Origin of the sequence: Flavobacterium sp. PL02 (assembly GCF_035013205.1) — a bacterium.
Classification (GTDB): domain Bacteria; phylum Bacteroidota; class Bacteroidia; order Flavobacteriales; family Flavobacteriaceae; genus Flavobacterium.
The window spans coordinates 57,354-72,855 of record NZ_JAYGJP010000013.1 but is presented as its reverse complement, the minus strand read 5'-3'; the positions used below and the strand labels follow the sequence as shown (position 1 = coordinate 72,855).

18 protein-coding genes are annotated in these 15,502 nt (G+C 32.4%); 7 read left to right on the top strand and 11 right to left on the bottom strand.

Annotated elements, in window-relative coordinates; all coding sequences use genetic code 11:
- Positions 1 to 31 precede the first annotated feature (31 nt).
- Positions 32 to 1,153, top strand: coding sequence for a 2-iminoacetate synthase ThiH (gene thiH / locus SHI72_RS22780; RefSeq protein WP_323491505.1), 1,122 nt, complete (start codon positions 32 to 34; stop codon positions 1,151 to 1,153).
- 71 nt (positions 1,154 to 1,224) lie between these two features.
- Positions 1,225 to 1,935, top strand: a complete 711-nt coding sequence (locus SHI72_RS22775) for a HesA/MoeB/ThiF family protein (protein WP_323491504.1) — start codon at positions 1,225 to 1,227, stop codon at positions 1,933 to 1,935.
- Here SHI72_RS22775 and SHI72_RS22770 read toward each other — a convergent pair.
- The 4 genes from SHI72_RS22770 to SHI72_RS22755 all read right to left on the bottom strand — a co-directional run bounded on the left by SHI72_RS22770 (position 1,932) and on the right by SHI72_RS22755 (position 4,716).
- Positions 1,932 to 2,729 carry an MOSC domain-containing protein gene (locus tag SHI72_RS22770; RefSeq protein ID WP_323491503.1) on the bottom strand — a complete coding sequence of 266 codons (798 nt, stop codon included), beginning with the start codon at positions 2,727 to 2,729 and terminating at the stop codon, positions 1,932 to 1,934. The two genes, SHI72_RS22775 and SHI72_RS22770, sit on opposite strands and share 4 nt — an antisense overlap.
- Complete coding sequence (aat, locus tag SHI72_RS22765) at positions 2,716 to 3,360, bottom strand: leucyl/phenylalanyl-tRNA--protein transferase (protein WP_323491502.1); 645 nt, start codon at positions 3,358 to 3,360, stop codon at positions 2,716 to 2,718. Before aat ends, SHI72_RS22770 begins: the two co-directional genes overlap by 14 nt.
- A 76-nt stretch (positions 3,361 to 3,436) precedes the next feature.
- On the bottom strand, positions 3,437 to 3,808 hold the full coding sequence (locus SHI72_RS22760) for a DUF3127 domain-containing protein (RefSeq protein ID WP_039111856.1): 372 nt from the start codon (positions 3,806 to 3,808) through the stop codon (positions 3,437 to 3,439).
- Positions 3,809 to 3,831: 23 nt separating this feature from the next.
- Positions 3,832 to 4,716, bottom strand: coding sequence for a flavin reductase family protein (locus SHI72_RS22755; RefSeq protein WP_323491501.1), 885 nt, complete (start codon positions 4,714 to 4,716; stop codon positions 3,832 to 3,834).
- A gap of 157 nt (positions 4,717 to 4,873) precedes the next feature.
- Between SHI72_RS22755 and SHI72_RS22750 the strand changes: the two genes are divergently transcribed.
- Complete coding sequence (locus SHI72_RS22750; protein ID WP_323491500.1) at positions 4,874 to 6,028, top strand: HAMP domain-containing sensor histidine kinase; 1,155 nt, start codon at positions 4,874 to 4,876, stop codon at positions 6,026 to 6,028.
- Positions 6,029 to 6,098: 70 nt separating this feature from the next.
- Here SHI72_RS22750 and SHI72_RS22745 read toward each other — a convergent pair whose 3' ends face one another.
- The gene (locus SHI72_RS22745) at positions 6,099 to 6,485 is read right to left on the bottom strand and encodes an HIT family protein (protein ID WP_039111853.1); all 387 of its coding nucleotides are present in this window, start codon (positions 6,483 to 6,485) and stop codon (positions 6,099 to 6,101) included.
- Between the two features lie 64 nt (positions 6,486 to 6,549).
- Positions 6,550 to 7,026, bottom strand: coding sequence for a transcription elongation factor GreA (greA, locus tag SHI72_RS22740; protein WP_039111852.1), 477 nt, complete (start codon positions 7,024 to 7,026; stop codon positions 6,550 to 6,552).
- Between the two features lie 155 nt (positions 7,027 to 7,181).
- Here greA and SHI72_RS22735 point away from each other — a divergent pair, with 155 nt between their 5' ends.
- Positions 7,182 to 7,598, top strand: coding sequence for a hypothetical protein (locus SHI72_RS22735; RefSeq protein WP_086894860.1), 417 nt, complete (start codon positions 7,182 to 7,184; stop codon positions 7,596 to 7,598).
- Positions 7,599 to 7,657: 59 nt separating this feature from the next.
- Here SHI72_RS22735 and SHI72_RS22730 read toward each other — a convergent pair whose 3' ends face one another.
- From SHI72_RS22730 to SHI72_RS22710, 5 genes are all read right to left on the bottom strand, one after another.
- On the bottom strand, positions 7,658 to 9,838 hold the full coding sequence (locus SHI72_RS22730) for a TonB-dependent receptor (protein WP_323491499.1): 2,181 nt from the start codon (positions 9,836 to 9,838) through the stop codon (positions 7,658 to 7,660).
- A gap of 283 nt (positions 9,839 to 10,121) precedes the next feature.
- Positions 10,122 to 10,526, bottom strand: coding sequence for an alternative ribosome rescue aminoacyl-tRNA hydrolase ArfB (gene arfB, locus SHI72_RS22725; protein WP_323491498.1), 405 nt, complete (start codon positions 10,524 to 10,526; stop codon positions 10,122 to 10,124).
- The gene (locus SHI72_RS22720) at positions 10,526 to 12,634 is read right to left on the bottom strand and encodes a DUF4301 family protein (protein ID WP_323491497.1); all 2,109 of its coding nucleotides are present in this window, start codon (positions 12,632 to 12,634) and stop codon (positions 10,526 to 10,528) included. Before SHI72_RS22720 ends, arfB begins: the two co-directional genes overlap by 1 nt.
- Positions 12,595 to 13,218: a nicotinamide riboside transporter PnuC gene (gene pnuC, locus SHI72_RS22715; RefSeq protein ID WP_323491496.1), complete on the bottom strand. Its 624-nt coding sequence runs from the start codon at positions 13,216 to 13,218 to the stop codon at positions 12,595 to 12,597. Before pnuC ends, SHI72_RS22720 begins: the two co-directional genes overlap by 40 nt.
- A 34-nt stretch (positions 13,219 to 13,252) precedes the next feature.
- Positions 13,253 to 13,981, bottom strand: a complete 729-nt coding sequence (locus SHI72_RS22710; protein ID WP_039111842.1) for a geranylgeranylglyceryl/heptaprenylglyceryl phosphate synthase — start codon at positions 13,979 to 13,981, stop codon at positions 13,253 to 13,255.
- A 95-nt stretch (positions 13,982 to 14,076) separates the two neighbouring features.
- On the opposite strand from SHI72_RS22710, the gene SHI72_RS22705 reads away from it, so the two are divergent.
- The 3 genes from SHI72_RS22705 (at position 14,077) to SHI72_RS22695 (ending at position 15,422) form a co-directional block, all read left to right on the top strand.
- Entirely contained in the window at positions 14,077 to 14,673 is a 597-nt protein-coding gene (locus SHI72_RS22705; protein ID WP_323491495.1) for a Crp/Fnr family transcriptional regulator, read from the top strand.
- Between the two features lie 75 nt (positions 14,674 to 14,748).
- A complete protein-coding gene (locus SHI72_RS22700; protein ID WP_039111840.1) occupies positions 14,749 to 15,030 on the top strand; it encodes a hypothetical protein in 282 nt (93 codons plus the stop codon).
- Between the two features lie 2 nt (positions 15,031 to 15,032).
- Positions 15,033 to 15,422, top strand: coding sequence for a group III truncated hemoglobin (locus tag SHI72_RS22695; RefSeq protein ID WP_323491494.1), 390 nt, complete (start codon positions 15,033 to 15,035; stop codon positions 15,420 to 15,422).
- Positions 15,423 to 15,502: the final 80 nt, after the last annotated feature.

Below are 15,502 nucleotides of genomic sequence, written 5' to 3'. Positions count from 1 at the left end.
AAAACCTCTTTACGGTTAAATACAACATAAAATGAACACATTCAAATCTGTTTTTAATCAATACGACTGGAATACCATCCAATCCAAAATATACCAAACCTCCTCTCAGGAAGTAGAACGCGCTTTGACTAAAAATAAACGAAATCTTGATGATTTTCTGGTACTTATCTCACCAGCAGCTTTACCTTATTTAGAACAAATGGCACAAGAATGCCATGAACTTACTAAGAAACGTTTTGGTAAAACGATCCAAATGTATGCACCGCTTTATTTAAGTAACGAATGTCAAAACATTTGTACCTATTGTGGTTTTAGTTTGGATAATAAAATCAAACGGAAAACACTTTCGGACCCTGAAATTAAACTGGAAGTTGAAGCTTTAAAAAATGTTGGATTCGACCATGTTTTATTGGTAACTGGCGAAGCAAATTATACTGTAAATATTAATTATTTCCTGAATGCAATTAATCAAATAAGAGAACATTTTTCGATTATTTCTGTTGAAGTCCAGCCGCTTTCTACTGAAGAATATGAAAAACTTCATGAAGCTGGAGTTTACTCCGTTTTGGTCTATCAGGAAACGTATCATCAGGAAGTTTATAAAAAGTACCATACAAAAGGCAAGAAATCAAATTTCGATTTTAGACTGGAAACTCCTGACAGAATTGGAACTGCGGGTATTCATAAAATCGGATTAGGCGTTTTATTAGGTTTAGAAGACTGGCGCACCGATAGTTTTTTTAATGCTTTGCACATCGATTATCTCCAGAAAAAATATTGGCAAACAAAGTATTCCGTTTCATTTCCCAGGTTACGTCCTGCCGAAGGAATCATCGAACCCAATTTCATTATGGATGATAAAGATTTAACGCAACTTATTTGTGCGTACCGATTATGGAATGAAGATCTCGAAATTTCTATATCGACACGTGAAAATGAAAAATTCAGAAATAACATTATTCCGATTGGAACGACGAGTATGAGTGCAGGTTCAAAAACTAATCCTGGCGGATATGTCGTTGATCCACAATCATTAGAGCAATTCGAGATTAGCGATGAACGTTCGGCTCAGGAAATCGCTAAAATCATCAAAGAATCAGGTTATGAGCCAGTTTGGAAAGATTGGGATAGAACATATAGTCAAATATCTTAAAGTCATTAAACCAGATACTCTCGAATCTTAATTTCATTTCACATTTCACCTCTTCACTTTAAACACAAAAAATGAGTATTATACAAGATTTTTTACGCTATAACCGCCAAATGATGTTGCCTGAAATTGGTGATATTGGGCAAGAAAAAATAAAACAAGCAAAAGTATTGGTTATCGGTGCAGGTGGCTTGGGTTGCCCTATTTTGCAATATTTAGCAACTGCCGGAGTGGGAACTATTGGTATTGTAGATTTTGATATAATAGAAATTCATAATCTACATCGCCAGATTTTATATACCGAAGAAGCTGTTGGTCAAGCCAAAACTCTGACTGCTAAAACTGTGGTCGAAAAACTAAATCCATTAATTACTGTTATCGCTTTTGAAGAAAAATTAACTCCAGAAAATGCATCTCAAATTATTCAGGATTTTGATATTATTGTAGATGGTTCGGATAATTTTAAAACACGATATCTCGTTAATGACACATGTGTGAATTTAAACAAAACATTGGTTTACGGAAGTATTCTAAAATTTGAAGGACAAGTAGCTGTTTTTAATCATAATGGAAGTAAAAACTTACGCGATTTATTCCCTGAAATGCCCGATCCAAAGGATGTGCCTAATTGTAATCTTAACGGTGTTCTTGGAACATTACCTGGAATAATCGGCACAATGATGGCACACGAAACATTAAAACTAATTCTGGATTTACCTACATTAAAAAATGAATTAGTTCTTTTTGACACGATAAACTGGAACTTTACTAAACTGAATTTCTAAAAAACAATAGCATCTCCAACATTAATAATAGCATTTTCCAGACACACTAAATTTGTACCAAAGAAAACTGAATTATCAACTTTACGGTACTTACTTAATGTTTTTAACGGTTCTTTTTTCACAACACCTTTACTAGGATCATTATTTACCATAATACATCTTCCGCAAGGTTTTATATTTTTGAATTTGCCATTTCCAATCTGAAAAGCTTCGAAAGTATCTTCTTCATGTGCAACTGCTGTACTAATTACAATATTGGGTCTGAACCTTAAAACAGTTATTTTCTCTTGGAGTTTTTCATTTAAATTATCTAGACTTTCGCTTCCGATTAATAAGTACGGATAACCATCGGCAAGACTAACATTAAATGTGGTATCTAGTTTTGAATTTGTATGTTTTCTATCTCCGCTATTAATAATTTTGACTAGTTTACAAGTAAATCCTAACTGAGCAGTAAACCATTCAGAAGTTGTTTTATTTACCTCAACAACTTCGCTTTTATCATCCCATACCATCGAAGAAATAGGTGTTCCTAAGTTTTCATCAATAAAAAACTCATGTTTTTTGTCTAGATATGTTATTGACATTTTCCCATCCGAAATTTGTGGATAGAACTGACTTAAAAAAGGATATTCTCTTTGGGTAATAAATTGATTAAACTCATCAACAAGCATCCATCTGCGGTCATTTTCAAACCCCATTTCTTCTGCCCTAGCGCTTTTACAACTAATTCCTGCCAAACTTTTGATAGGATAGATATAAAGTTCCTTTACAATGTAACTAGTACTCATCATTATTTAAAATTTGCATAAAAACATCACGTTCAATTTCCCGACATCCTAAACTTTCAAGATGTGGATTATAAACCTGACAATCTAAGAGTTTATAATTCTCATTTTTTAATTTATTTACTAAAGCTATAAAAGCAACTTTGGATGCATTAGACACTTTAGAGAACATACTTTCTCCACAAAAAACATGTCCTAAATCTACACCATATAAACCACCTACCAATACATCATTCTCCCATACCTCAACCGATTTTGCAAAACCCATCTCATGAAGTTTACAATAGGATTCAATCATGTTATTAGAAATCCAAGTTCCGTTTTGACCATCACGTTTTATCTTCTGGCAATTTGAAATTACATCTCTAAAATTCTGATTGAAAGTAACTTTAAAGAGATTTCGATTAAGAATATTGCGCATGCTTTTAGTCACAATCAATTCATCTAAAAACAAAACCATTCTAGGATTTGGCGACCACCATAATATTGGTTCTCCTTCATTAAACCATGGAAAAATTCCGCTTCGATAAGCTAGTTGTAATCGTTCTGGAGATAAATCACCTCCAATTGCCAAAATACCATCATAATTGGCTTCTGAAACTGGCGGAAAAAATAAAACTTCGGATAAATGATACATTTTTAACTAAAATATAAAACCCGACAAATTTGAAAAAATTGCCGGGTTTGTTTATTATAAAATCAAAACCTATTGATTAAAATGGTAAATCGTCTGGTTCGTCTTCATTTAAGTTTGTTGCTGGAGCAAAAGCTTCTGCAGCAGGCATTGGTGGAGTTTGAGCTGGAGCAGCTGTATCTAATCTTTCGATTCTCCATCCTTGGATACTATTAAAGTATTTAGTTTCTCCTTGTGGATTAACCCATTCTCTTCCTCTTAAGTTAATTGAAACTTTTACTGGATCTCCTGTTTTATAGCTACTCAACAAATCGCATTTATCTTGAGTAAATTCGATCATGATGTGTTGAGGATATTGCTCTTCTGTAGTAACTACAAGTTCTCTTTTTTTGAATGATGCACTAACTTGTTGTTCTGGATTAACAACTTTTACTTTTCCTGTAACTTCCATCTCCGTTTTTATTTAATTGTTATTTATTTTTTTATTTTCTTAGCCAAAAGTACTTTCCAAGCCGATATTACATCGTTTTCATTAAGATACTTTTTAGCTTTTTGATGCACTTTTACATCATCATCTGAGCTCAATACTCCCTTCACAGAAAAGTTTTCTTTCACAAATATACTAACTTCTTCTGTTGTAGGCAAGGCTTCAATATTCCCTAATTTACCTAAATCATTCCCGTCAAAAACAGGACTTTCCTTTACATAATCAGGTATCGCATCTACTCCTACTCCTAGAGTTGTAAGTGGTTTTTCGACTTCAAAAAGTCCTTGATTCGATCTTGAATACCAATTACTTCCTAAGCGGGAAACCAAGTCTATTTTATGTTGATCGATTGCTCCATTCTCATCCAAAATTGCTTCGTGAATATGAATTTTTACCACCTCACAAAGAATAAGATTCCCTGCTCCTCCTTCTGTCCCTAACGGAATAATTTGAGTTACTTTACATTCAAACTGTACTGGCGACTCTTTTACTCTATACGGTTTTACAATATCCGATGGGATTTGTGTTAATCCCGATTTTATAAATTCGTTTACACCATCGGCATATTCTGTACTAGCAAGCGATGTTTGTTGTACAATATCATAATTAACCACGTTAATAACAACTTCGCGTGTAGCTTCGGCATTTATCAAAGTATGTTTTATAGAATTGTCACGTACTCTTCGAGAGGGTGAAAAAACTAAAATTGGCGGATTGGCGCTAAAAACATTGAAGAAACTAAATGGCGATAAATTCGGATTTCCGTCTTTATCTATAGTACTTGCAAAAGCAATAGGCCTTGGTCCAACTGCACTTTGTAAATAACCTTGCACTTTTGCGGTCGGAATTTCCTTTGGATCAATACTAATCATACTTTTATTTTTCTAATCATTTTTAGAAGACAACAAAAGTACATAAATCGTTTAAGTTTCGAAAGAAGTCTATTCATTTTAAAAATAAAAATCTTTGTACCCGTACAAAATATATACTATGTTTATTTCGTTATATTTATACCTCAAAATTTAATTTATGTTTTTTTCAGAAAGAAGAAATACAACCCGATGGATCATTATTTGTGCTTCCTTTTTGATTATTTCCTTAATTCTTTGGAACACTTATACCTTTTTTCAGATTTTTAAAAATGAGGAACGCTTAAAAATGAATCTTTGGGCTAATGCTCAAAAAACATTGATTAATGCTGATGAAAATACCGATGTCGAATTACCATTACAAATATTTAGCAACAACACTTCGATTCCTATTATTTTAACTGAGAAGGACAGTATTATAAGTGCAGTAAATATTGATGAAACCGTTATAAAAGATAAACAAAAGGCTAGTTCTTTTTTAAACAAACTAAAACGGGAGAATGAGGCAATTGTAATTGAGTATGCTCCTGGAAAACATCAGGAACTATATTATGGTAACTCCGAATTATTAAATAAACTTAAGTATTATCCAATTGCTTTATTATTGATTATCTTTTTGTTTGGAGGCTTGGTTTATAACTTTTACAGAAGTACCAAAATGGCTACCCAAAATAAACTTTGGGCAGGAATGGCAAAAGAAACAGCACATCAAATAGGAACTCCATTATCATCTCTGATTGGTTGGGTCGAGTTTTTAAAGACTGAAAATATTGACCAATCAATTACTTTAGAGATTGAGAAAGATATTGAGCGTTTACAAACTATTACCGATCGTTTCTCGAAAATAGGATCTACACCAGTTCTTGAAAATAAAGATATTGTACAGGAAACAGTAAATACCTATGATTATTTACAATCTCGTTTCTCTAAACAAGTAAATTTTTCTTGCCAGACGCCTGAGAATCCAATTATGGTTATGATTAATCCTATTCTTCATAGTTGGACTATTGAGAATTTGGTAAAAAATGCCATTGATGCTATGAAAGGAAAAGGCAATTTGTCATTGAAAATTGAGCAAGACGGAAACTTAGTAAAAATAAATGTTTCGGACACTGGAATCGGGATTCCTAAAAAACAATTTAAAACCATATTCGAACCTGGTTTTACAACCAAAAAAAGAGGTTGGGGATTAGGTCTTTCATTAACAAAAAGAATTGTCGAGGAGTATCATAGCGGAAAGATAAGGGTTTTACAATCTGAAATAGGAAAGGGAACAATCATCCAACTTAATTACAAAATAAATTCTCCAGCTTAAAAATAAAAAACCACAAACTCATGAATTGAATTTGTGGTTTTATTTTATTTAAAAGATACTTATTTAAGACTTATAAATTAGCCTGAATACTTTTGGCCAAAGCCTCAAATTCTTCTTTACTAAGTGATACTTTATTATGGAAACGCATTTCATCCATTTCGTTAAGCGGAATCAAGTGTACGTGTGCATGAGGAACTTCAAGTCCTACTACTGCCATTCCTACTCTTTTACATGGAACTGTTTTCTCCAGAGCAATTGCAACTTTTTTAGAAAACTGCATTAATCCTAGATATAATTCATCATCCATATCAAAAATCTTATCGATTTCTTTCTTCGGGATGCAAAGCGTGTGTCCTTTGGCATTTGGATTTACATCCAGAAACGCCAAAAAATTATCATCTTCGGTAATTTTATAACTTGGAATTTCTCCGTTTACTATTTTGGTAAATATTGACATTGTTTATTCGTTTATTTGGTTAATCGTTTAACCGATTTAACGATTAAACAGTTAAACTAAAAATTTAGTCTCTTGTAATTTCAAGAATTTCAAATTTCAAAACTCCGTTTGGTACTGTGATTTCTGCAACTTCACCAACTGATTTTCCAAGTAACCCTTTTCCTATTGGAGAAGTAACTGATATTTTTCCAGTTTTTAAATCTGCTTCACTTTCTGCAACAAGCGTATATTTCATTTCCATACCGTTGCTTTGATTTTTAATTTTCACATTAGAAAGCACCAACGCTTTAGAAACATCTAATTGCGATTCATCTATTAATCTTGCATTCGAATACACTTCTTCCATCTTAGAAATTCGCATTTCAAGTAGGCCTTGTGCTTCTTTGGCTGCATCATATTCGGCGTTTTCAGATAAATCACCTTTATCTCTTGCTTCGGCTATATCTTGAGATGCCTTTGGACGCATTACACTTTTTAAGTGCTCCAATTCATCTTTTAATTTTTTTAATCCTTCTGCTGTATAATAAGATACTTTACTCATAACTTCATCGTTTATATAAATAGAAAAAATCCCATCGGGACGGGATTTCTTATTACAAAGATACTATTATTTTTAATAGTACATAATTATATGTTAATCATATAGATTTCAAATCTAATTAAATTAATTTTGTTTCACTAATTCTTTTTATAATAATGAAAAAATTCTGGCTTTTATCCCTGTTTGTTGTTCTGCTCATGTCTTGTAGTGATAGTCGTGACAGAAGTAAAAATCCTAATATTCCAAATTATTCGGTAAATCTTACCATTGATACGAATTTGCCTGCCTATTCTAATCTTAAATTTATAAGCAACCCTGTATATATTCCTAACTATGGAGCAAAAGGTTTAATTGTAATGAAAGTTGGCGAAACCTCATATAATGTTTTTGATGCTGCTTGCCCTAATGAAGCGATATCAAGTTGCGTAGCTATGACTATCGATGGCATAAATGCTGTTTGTTCTTGCGACAAAAGCGTTTATAGTTTATTTACAGGACTAGGGGATAAAGAGTATCCTATGAAACAATATCGTGTAGATGTAGCCGGAAGTACATTACGTATATATAACTAAAAAACAAAAAGCCTGAAAGTTTAAACTTTCAGGCTTTTTAAATATAAAACTAAGTCGATTTAAAACTTGAGCGTTAATCCAGCTAAGAAATTAATTCCTGCTTGTGGATAATACGACGGATAGATATCCCACATAGCTCCGTTTGAAACATATTTTTTATCCAGAATATTATTTACTAAACCAGTTATAGTAATCGATTTAAATATAGATTTTGGTTTTATCTCGTAAGCAATATTCAAATCGTTTGTAAAATAATCTGCTAGTTTTGCAGCTGGCAATTCTATATTATTCATGAATTGTTCTCCAACATACTTTTGCAATAGCGAAACATATAACCCTTCGATTGGTTTATAAACAATAATGTTCCCTACTATTACTTCTGGAGAATAGGCAATACTTGTAGTTCCATAATACTCCCCATCTACAGCCAAATCAACATTTTTGTTACTACTTAATGTAAAATTAGGTCTTATTATAAACTTCTCCGACAAGGCAATCGTAGCATCTACTTCTAGCCCTAAACGGTAGCTTTTTTCGGTATTAGCACGAATTGAAGCACCAACATCATCTAACCTTCCTGTTAAAATCAATTGATCTTTGTATGCCATATAATACACATTTGAAGTCAATTGTACTTTCTCTGAATTATACCTCCATCCTAATTCAAAGTCATTTAATTTCTCAGGTTTTACATTTCCTCCTTCATAATCTGTTCTATTTGGTTCACGATTGGCTCTTGCATAAGAGAAATACAAGGTGTTTTTTAAGTTTATTTCATAATTTAATCCTGCTTTTGGATTAAAGAAATTAAAATTATCATCGACCAAACCAGTTTCTTTGCTATTGGCTTTATACTGTACGCTTCTATATTGTAAATCACCATAAAAACTAAATTTATCGGTTAATTGATAATTTGCTTTCGCAAAAATATTCCCGTCTGTTTTAACCGAATGATCATCATAATAATGATCTCCAAGTTCTGTTTGAGAAGCATTTCTTGCCCAAATGACTTTACCAAAATGATCGCCTTCATATCTATTCCAGCCTCCCCCTAAAATTACATCTAGTTTATCTGTAACATATTTTGCAGAAAATGTAGTTCCATAAAAATCATTATCCAACCATTTTTGGCGAATTAAATCTGTTCCCGGAACTAATTCTCCTAAATCATTATATACTAGTTTAGTCGGTTCAATCCCTCCATAACCTTCAACGGGTTCATCATATTTATAATTTTCATAATACCCTTTTCCTTTTGTATAATGTGCTGCAAGATTTGTACTCCATTTTTCGGACACAAATTCACTCCAATGTAACTGATAATGGTTTTGATTATAATTATCGGTTTCATTATCATAAAAACGAGTATTCCCTAATGCATCTTTAAACTTTCCTGCAGAGTTGTAGGTTCTTTCAGTATTTAGAGTTTCTGCATCGATTCCGTTCCAGGCTTGATACGTTTTTTCGGTTCCTCCAAAAACCAAAGCTTTAATTAAGGTTGTTTTACCCACATACGCTCCTTGCAAGAAATAGGATTTTAAATCTGTGCTTGCTCTATCTATATATCCATCTGATTTTATGGTCGATAAACGTCCTCCAATTTCAAAATGGTCATTTAATAAACCAGTACTAAACTTAACTGTGTTTTTTAATGTATTGAATGAACCAAATGAAGTAGCAATTTCTCCTGTAGCTTTTGTAGCATAATTATCTGTCAATAAGTTTAAACTTGCTCCAAAAGCGCTCGAACCGTTTGTTGAGGTACCAACACCTCTTTGTAGTTGTAAACTCTCTACTGATGAAGCAAAATCAGGCATATTTACCCAAAACGTTCCTTGGCTCTCGGCATCATTATACGGAATTCCGTTTATGGTAACATTTACTCTCGTAGCATCACTACCTCGTACGCGTATTCCTGAATAACCTACTCCGTTTCCAGCATCTGAAGTCGTAACAACCGATGGCATATAATTCATAAGAACAGGAATATCCTGACCTAAATTTCTGAATTTAATGTCTTTTTTAGTTAAATTACTAAAACTTACTGGGGTTTTCGTCGTAACACGTACTGCCGAAACCAACACATTATCTAGCTGATTAACTTTAGTTGTATCTTGTACTTGTGCAAAAGAAGAAAGAGAATAGAAAAAAGAGAATAGAAAAAAGAGAGATGGCTTATAGTTTTTCAACTTTAAACCTTTGCAACTTAGTACCTCAGTACCTTTAAAAAATATTTTCATCCGTAAAAAAATTACGAATAAAAGGGGGAATTATTCTTTTTGTTAAATTAATAAATGTTTCACGACAAAATATAGTGTGCACGCTATGACTTGTCGTTTTTTCCCTTAGCGACATTACTCGCTCAGGTTCTTTGGGTATGATCTCAGCTCGTTATTTAGAGCACCCCTTTGAGACGATGCAAATGTAGTGTTAAAAAACAAATTTCAAAAATTAAATTCCAAATTCCAAAAACTCGTTTTTACTGTCATCTTTATTAGAATTTGGAATTTAATTTTTGGGATTTTATTCTAAATTTGGTTTCTTTCGAGATTGCTTAATCTCCGAAACGTTCTTTTTATCCTTGATACGTTTACGAATTACTGATTTTGGAATCTTAGTCGCTTTTCGAGGTTTATGGATTATTAAAGCGTTTTTAATCAATTCCAAAAATCGTTTTGTTACGATACTTTTGTTTTTTAGCTGACTTCTATCTTCATCACAATTCAAGATTAAAACTGTATCTAATGTTAATCTTGTTCCTAATTTTATTTCCAAAAGTATTTTCTCTTCTTCAGATAAAGCTTGCGAATTTCGCAAATCAAAGCTCAAAACAACCTTCGAGGATACTTTGTTTACATTCTGTCCGCCAGCACCACTACTACGAACAGCTTTATAGGTTAGTTCTGTAACAATCTTTTCTATTTCCATTATTGTGGTTGATGTGCTGGTTTTAATAAATCGTTTACCGTTTTTACAGGATTAAAAGTAATTATCGGTACTGCAACAAAAACGGTTAACCATTTTGCCATTGCACCATTCCATAATCCTGGTAATTCATATCCTTTTACAGTATTTTTGCCAGCACTTTTTTCGACTATAAAACCTGCATTATGATTTATAAATTTTGCTAAATCAAACTTTTCGCTTTTATAATTTTTAATCCCACAAACTAGATCAACCGGATTAAAATGAGTTGCATTTGCTAAAATAGCTGCTTGGTTTTTGTCTGCTAAATCTACCTGAGAAGCTTCTACAATCTGAAGCGAAATTACTCCCTCTTCGTCCTGAACCCAAAATGGCCCTCCTCCTGGTTCTCCTTCATTCTTCACCATTCCGCATACGCGAATTGGCCTATCCAGAACTTCTTTTATTCGATTTATTTTATTTTCAAAAGTGAGTTTTTCAATAGCTACTTCTATGTTTAGATTTTGTTTTAAAAACAAAACTACCTCAGCGATTTTTCCTTCAGTTATCTGTTGATTTTCAATATCATTTAGGTAACCAAAAACTTTATTTTGCAATTCTATTAAAATACCTGCTAATGCTTTTTTATACAAAGCAATTTTCTCTATATGATTTTGGATTACATTATCGATGTTCTTGATAAAAATAACATCAGCATCCAGATTATTTAAATTTTCTATTAAAGCACCATGTCCGCCTGGTCTAAAAACCAATTGTCCGTCATCCGTTCTTACTGGTTGATTTTCTAAATCAACTGTAATTGAATCGGTACTTTTATTTTGATAAGAATAACTGATCCCAATTTTTGTCCCTGACTCTTTCTCAATTTTTGTTTTAACAGCAGCAACACACTCTTCAAATTGACTCTGATGAATTTCTGAAACTGTAAAATGCAAATTAGAAACAGAATTTGAACTGGCATAATAAGCACATTCATGCAAATGTTCCTCGATAGGATTTGCAATATGAGTTTTATATTGATGAAAAGGTAAGACCGCTTTTGGTTTATTTGCAAAATCAAAACAATCCGAAGCCAATAACATTTTTATAAAATAATAATTTTTATAATCTGTACTCAAAGAATCAAAATCAGGATATACTTCCCTTAATTTTTTATCTACAGCTTCAAAAAAAGGAAACTTATCCATCCCTATAATAAAAAGAGATAATTGGCTTTCTTTTTTTCTGTTGATATAGGCATTAATGCTTTCCTTTTCGATATTAAAATCATTTAGAAATGCATTCAAGAATTTAAACATTCTGCTTGCTGCCCCAGAAGCCGGAACGAATTTTTTTAATTTTAAATTCGATTTATTAGCATCAAACATAGCCGCTTTTGTTTCAAAATCAGCCTCTGATAAATTCAAAATCCCGTTTAAAACTGTCGCTGGGCTTATTAAAATACTTTTGCCTATTCCGTTTTTAAAAATCGCTAATTGCTTTTTAATTTTTTCAAAAGGAATTCCGTGCTCGTAAATTTGTACAAAATCGGCCGAAGAAAAACCTAATTCTTTAGCAATCGTCAAATCATTAATTATTTCTATTGCTTTGGCCAAGCGTGATTTTTTATTTCCTGATAGGGTTATATACGGTTTTTGGGTATTGATTACTGTTTCTTTAAAAACGGAGAAAACACTTTCTCGTTCTTTTGGACTATCCCGAATATCATCTTTTTCCCAAGGAACATCTATATCGGTAAGGAAAAACAAATCGTATTCGTGTTCTAGTGCAGCTTCATTTAATAATGGATTACAAAAACCATAGTACATCTCTGAGAATACCTTGGTTACCATAAGATTGGTATCGCAAAATAAATACTTATTTGCTAAAGCTAATTTTTCGTTTTCTAATTTTGTTTGTCCATAAGCAATTGGCATCATATCTTCTTCAACACAAATATGCTGATTCTCTTCCCATCTTTCCTGAAGATAATCACGTGCAAACTCAGGAACCCACTCCGTTTCATAATACGAGGCAAGTTGCTTGGCTAAAGTTGTTTTACCAGTACTCTCCGGACCGAACAAAGCAAATTTTAATATTCTTGTATCTTGTTGTTTAAGATTTTCTTCCATTCTAAATAAGCTGAAATAGCCAAAATTGTAAAAATTAAATATTGGAATGATAACATTCCTAACCCACGATAAGCATATAAAGGCACTACAATAATATCGCCGATAATCCAAAGGGTCCAATTTTCTATCTTTTTCTTTGCCATATACCACATTCCTGTAAAGAATATGCCAGAGGCAAGAATATCAATATAATTATCTTTATGTAACTCGTAATCGAAAAATTTATAGATGCCGAAAACTACAAAAATTGTAATAAAGAATAAGCCTATGCCTATTATTTTTTCTTGATTATTTGTACGTGTAATTGGTAAATTATCTTCTTGATTTGTTCCTTTTGCCCAGTTGTACCAACCGTAAATACTCATAATAGAGAAATATCCATTAATCATCATATCGCCTAAATAACCTGCTATATAAAGCAAATAAACCGAAATTACTGTGGCTATTAATCCTGTAGGATATACCCAAATATTTTCTTTTTTGGCAAACCAAACACTTAAAATTCCAAACACAAAAACAAGAAATTCCAAGCCAATATGCCAAAGCGGAACATTTTTATACGCATTAAGAAAAAAATCAATCATTGAGCTTGTCTGTTTTTATTACTTAAATTGAATTTTAGGATTCAAAAAAATGAATATCGTTTTCAAAAGCTGTTCCTATAACTACAAGGTCTGCTCCCATTTCATACACTTTCTGAATTTGTGACAAAGCTACAATTCCACCGCCAACAATTACTGGAATATTTACATTTTGAGAAATCAGCTGAATCATTTCTAACGGAACGGCTTGCTTTGCCCCACTTCCTGCTTCTAAGTAAATTAATTTATTCCCTAACATTTCGCCTGCCAGAGCTGTTGCTAATGCCAAATCAAGATTTGTTCTATCTAATGGTTTTGTTTTGCTTACTCGTGCAACCGCAGTTTCATTGCCGCTTTCAATTAAAATATATCCTGTTGAAATAATCTCCAGATTCATTTTTTTTAAGATTGGCGCTGCCTGAACCTGATATTCGATTAAATAATCTGGGTTTCTACCCGACAATAATGATAAAAACAAAATTGCATCTGCTTGTGGTGAAATTTGCGATGGGTCTCCAGGAAAAATCATAACTGGCAAATTAGTTTTTAATTTTAACTGAAAAACTAAATCTTCCAAAACAGTACTTTCGACCAAACTACCTCCTACAAAAATATGTGTTGCTGGTGATTGATTGATTTTTTGCAATAAGCTATCAAGGTTTTGCCAAGTAATTTTATCTGGATCTAAAAGAATCGCAAGTAATTTTCGATTCTCAACTTTGGCCAAACGTATTTCTTTATATATGTTTTGTAATTTTTGTCCCATAGCGAGCGTAAAAGTAAAAGTTTTTTTATGCAAGAGAACTATTTCGAATCAATTATATTTGTGTATTCGCTTTAACTAACGAAAGAAACAAACCTATGATTGCTATTGAATTACTTGAAAAATACGACGCAATACAGAAAAAATTCACAAAAACGACTGTTATTTTTAAAGAAGGAAAATTGCCAACGTATTATTATCAAATTCTTTCGGGCGAGGTAAAAATGAATAATTATAACGATGATGGTCGGGAATTTATTCAGGGAATTTTCTATAAAGGTCAATCATTTGGAGAACCTCCTTTATTCTTAAATCAAAAGTATCCCGCTAGTGCTGTTGTTGTAGAAGATGCCGAAATACTTTGTGTTCCTAAGGAAAGTTTCATGAAATTATTAAATGAAAACCCTGCGATAAGTATTAAAATCATCGAAAACTTAGCACAACGGTTGTATTACAAATCGGTAATGGCTGCCGAAATATCTACTCATGAACCCGAACATCGTGTATTACGATTGATTGACTATGCTATTGCAAATTTTAATTTCAAGAAAGATGCAAACGGTTACCTCATCAATTTTACCAGGCAACAAATTGGTGATTTATCTGGGCTTCGAGTTGAGACTGTTATACGTGCTATAAAATCCTTGGAGAAGAAAGGCGAATTAAAAATTATAAACCGGAAAGTGTACCGATAGTTTTTGCTTTATGATTTGAGTCATAAATGTAAGATATATGTGAACCGTAACTTTGTTACTCTAAAATTATATATCATGACACTTTATAACTCAACATTCGAAAATTTTAATAAAAGTTACATTGGCTCTGCAACTATGGCAATTATTGGACAAAGCTGTCTTGGTGCAGCTGCAGCAATGTTTGTTCTGGCTAATGGAACATCGGTAACACAAATGATTCAGCTTGCAATAATTGTATTTGCTAATATCATTGCTAATACTTCTATCCTGGCACAAATGAGCCATAAAACGGTTTTTAACCTAATTATAACAAGCGTCTTTTTTAGTATCTTGTTTATTATTATAAATAACATTTAGTTATGAAAAAACAAATAGAAAACAGAGAAGATATATCGCTTCTGGTAAACACTTTCTATACAAAAATAAGAGCCAATACTGAGATTGGCTTTTATTTTAATAATATGATTAAAGATTGGGATGAACACCTGGAGAAACTAACTGATTTTTGGGAAACCAATTTATTCGCTGTCAAAAAATATAAAGGCAATCCTATTGAAGCGCACAATAAAGTTGATGATCATTTTAACCATCAGATTTCATCGCATGAGTTTGGAATCTGGCTAAATGTGTGGTTTGAAACGCTGGAAGAACTTTTTGAAGGAGAAAATGTAGATACTCTTAAACGAAGAGCCCGAAAAATGAGTACGTTTCTTTATTTGAATATGTTTGAAAACCGCTCGAAAGCTTAGATAATATTACGCGAATTATTACACAAAGGTTTGCAAAGGAAAAACGAAGAAACGCTAAGAATTATTAAAGGTGCGCATCT

Excerpts from the sequence above, each read along its gene's own strand:
- thiH (WP_323491505.1), top strand. The coding sequence starts at position 32 with ATGAACACATTCAAATCTGTTTTTAATCAATACGACTGGAATACCATC.
- SHI72_RS22775 (WP_323491504.1), top strand. The coding sequence starts at position 1,225 with ATGAGTATTATACAAGATTTTTTACGCTATAACCGCCAAATGATGTTG.
- SHI72_RS22770 (WP_323491503.1), bottom strand. The coding sequence starts at position 2,729 with ATGATGAGTACTAGTTACATTGTAAAGGAACTTTATATCTATCCTATC.
- aat (WP_323491502.1), bottom strand. The coding sequence starts at position 3,360 with ATGTATCATTTATCCGAAGTTTTATTTTTTCCGCCAGTTTCAGAAGCC.
- SHI72_RS22760 (WP_039111856.1), bottom strand. The coding sequence starts at position 3,808 with ATGGAAGTTACAGGAAAAGTAAAAGTTGTTAATCCAGAACAACAAGTT.
- SHI72_RS22755 (WP_323491501.1), bottom strand. The coding sequence starts at position 4,716 with ATGATTAGTATTGATCCAAAGGAAATTCCGACCGCAAAAGTGCAAGGT.
- SHI72_RS22750 (WP_323491500.1), top strand. The coding sequence starts at position 4,874 with ATGTTTTTTTCAGAAAGAAGAAATACAACCCGATGGATCATTATTTGT.
- SHI72_RS22745 (WP_039111853.1), bottom strand. The coding sequence starts at position 6,485 with ATGTCAATATTTACCAAAATAGTAAACGGAGAAATTCCAAGTTATAAA.
- greA (WP_039111852.1), bottom strand. The coding sequence starts at position 7,026 with ATGAGTAAAGTATCTTATTATACAGCAGAAGGATTAAAAAAATTAAAA.
- SHI72_RS22735 (WP_086894860.1), top strand. The coding sequence starts at position 7,182 with ATGAAAAAATTCTGGCTTTTATCCCTGTTTGTTGTTCTGCTCATGTCT.
- SHI72_RS22730 (WP_323491499.1), bottom strand. The coding sequence starts at position 9,838 with ATGAAAATATTTTTTAAAGGTACTGAGGTACTAAGTTGCAAAGGTTTA.
- arfB (WP_323491498.1), bottom strand. The coding sequence starts at position 10,526 with ATGGAAATAGAAAAGATTGTTACAGAACTAACCTATAAAGCTGTTCGT.
- SHI72_RS22720 (WP_323491497.1), bottom strand. The coding sequence starts at position 12,634 with ATGGAAGAAAATCTTAAACAACAAGATACAAGAATATTAAAATTTGCT.
- pnuC (WP_323491496.1), bottom strand. The coding sequence starts at position 13,218 with ATGATTGATTTTTTTCTTAATGCGTATAAAAATGTTCCGCTTTGGCAT.
- SHI72_RS22710 (WP_039111842.1), bottom strand. The coding sequence starts at position 13,981 with ATGGGACAAAAATTACAAAACATATATAAAGAAATACGTTTGGCCAAA.
- SHI72_RS22705 (WP_323491495.1), top strand. The coding sequence starts at position 14,077 with ATGATTGCTATTGAATTACTTGAAAAATACGACGCAATACAGAAAAAA.
- SHI72_RS22700 (WP_039111840.1), top strand. The coding sequence starts at position 14,749 with ATGACACTTTATAACTCAACATTCGAAAATTTTAATAAAAGTTACATT.
- SHI72_RS22695 (WP_323491494.1), top strand. The coding sequence starts at position 15,033 with ATGAAAAAACAAATAGAAAACAGAGAAGATATATCGCTTCTGGTAAAC.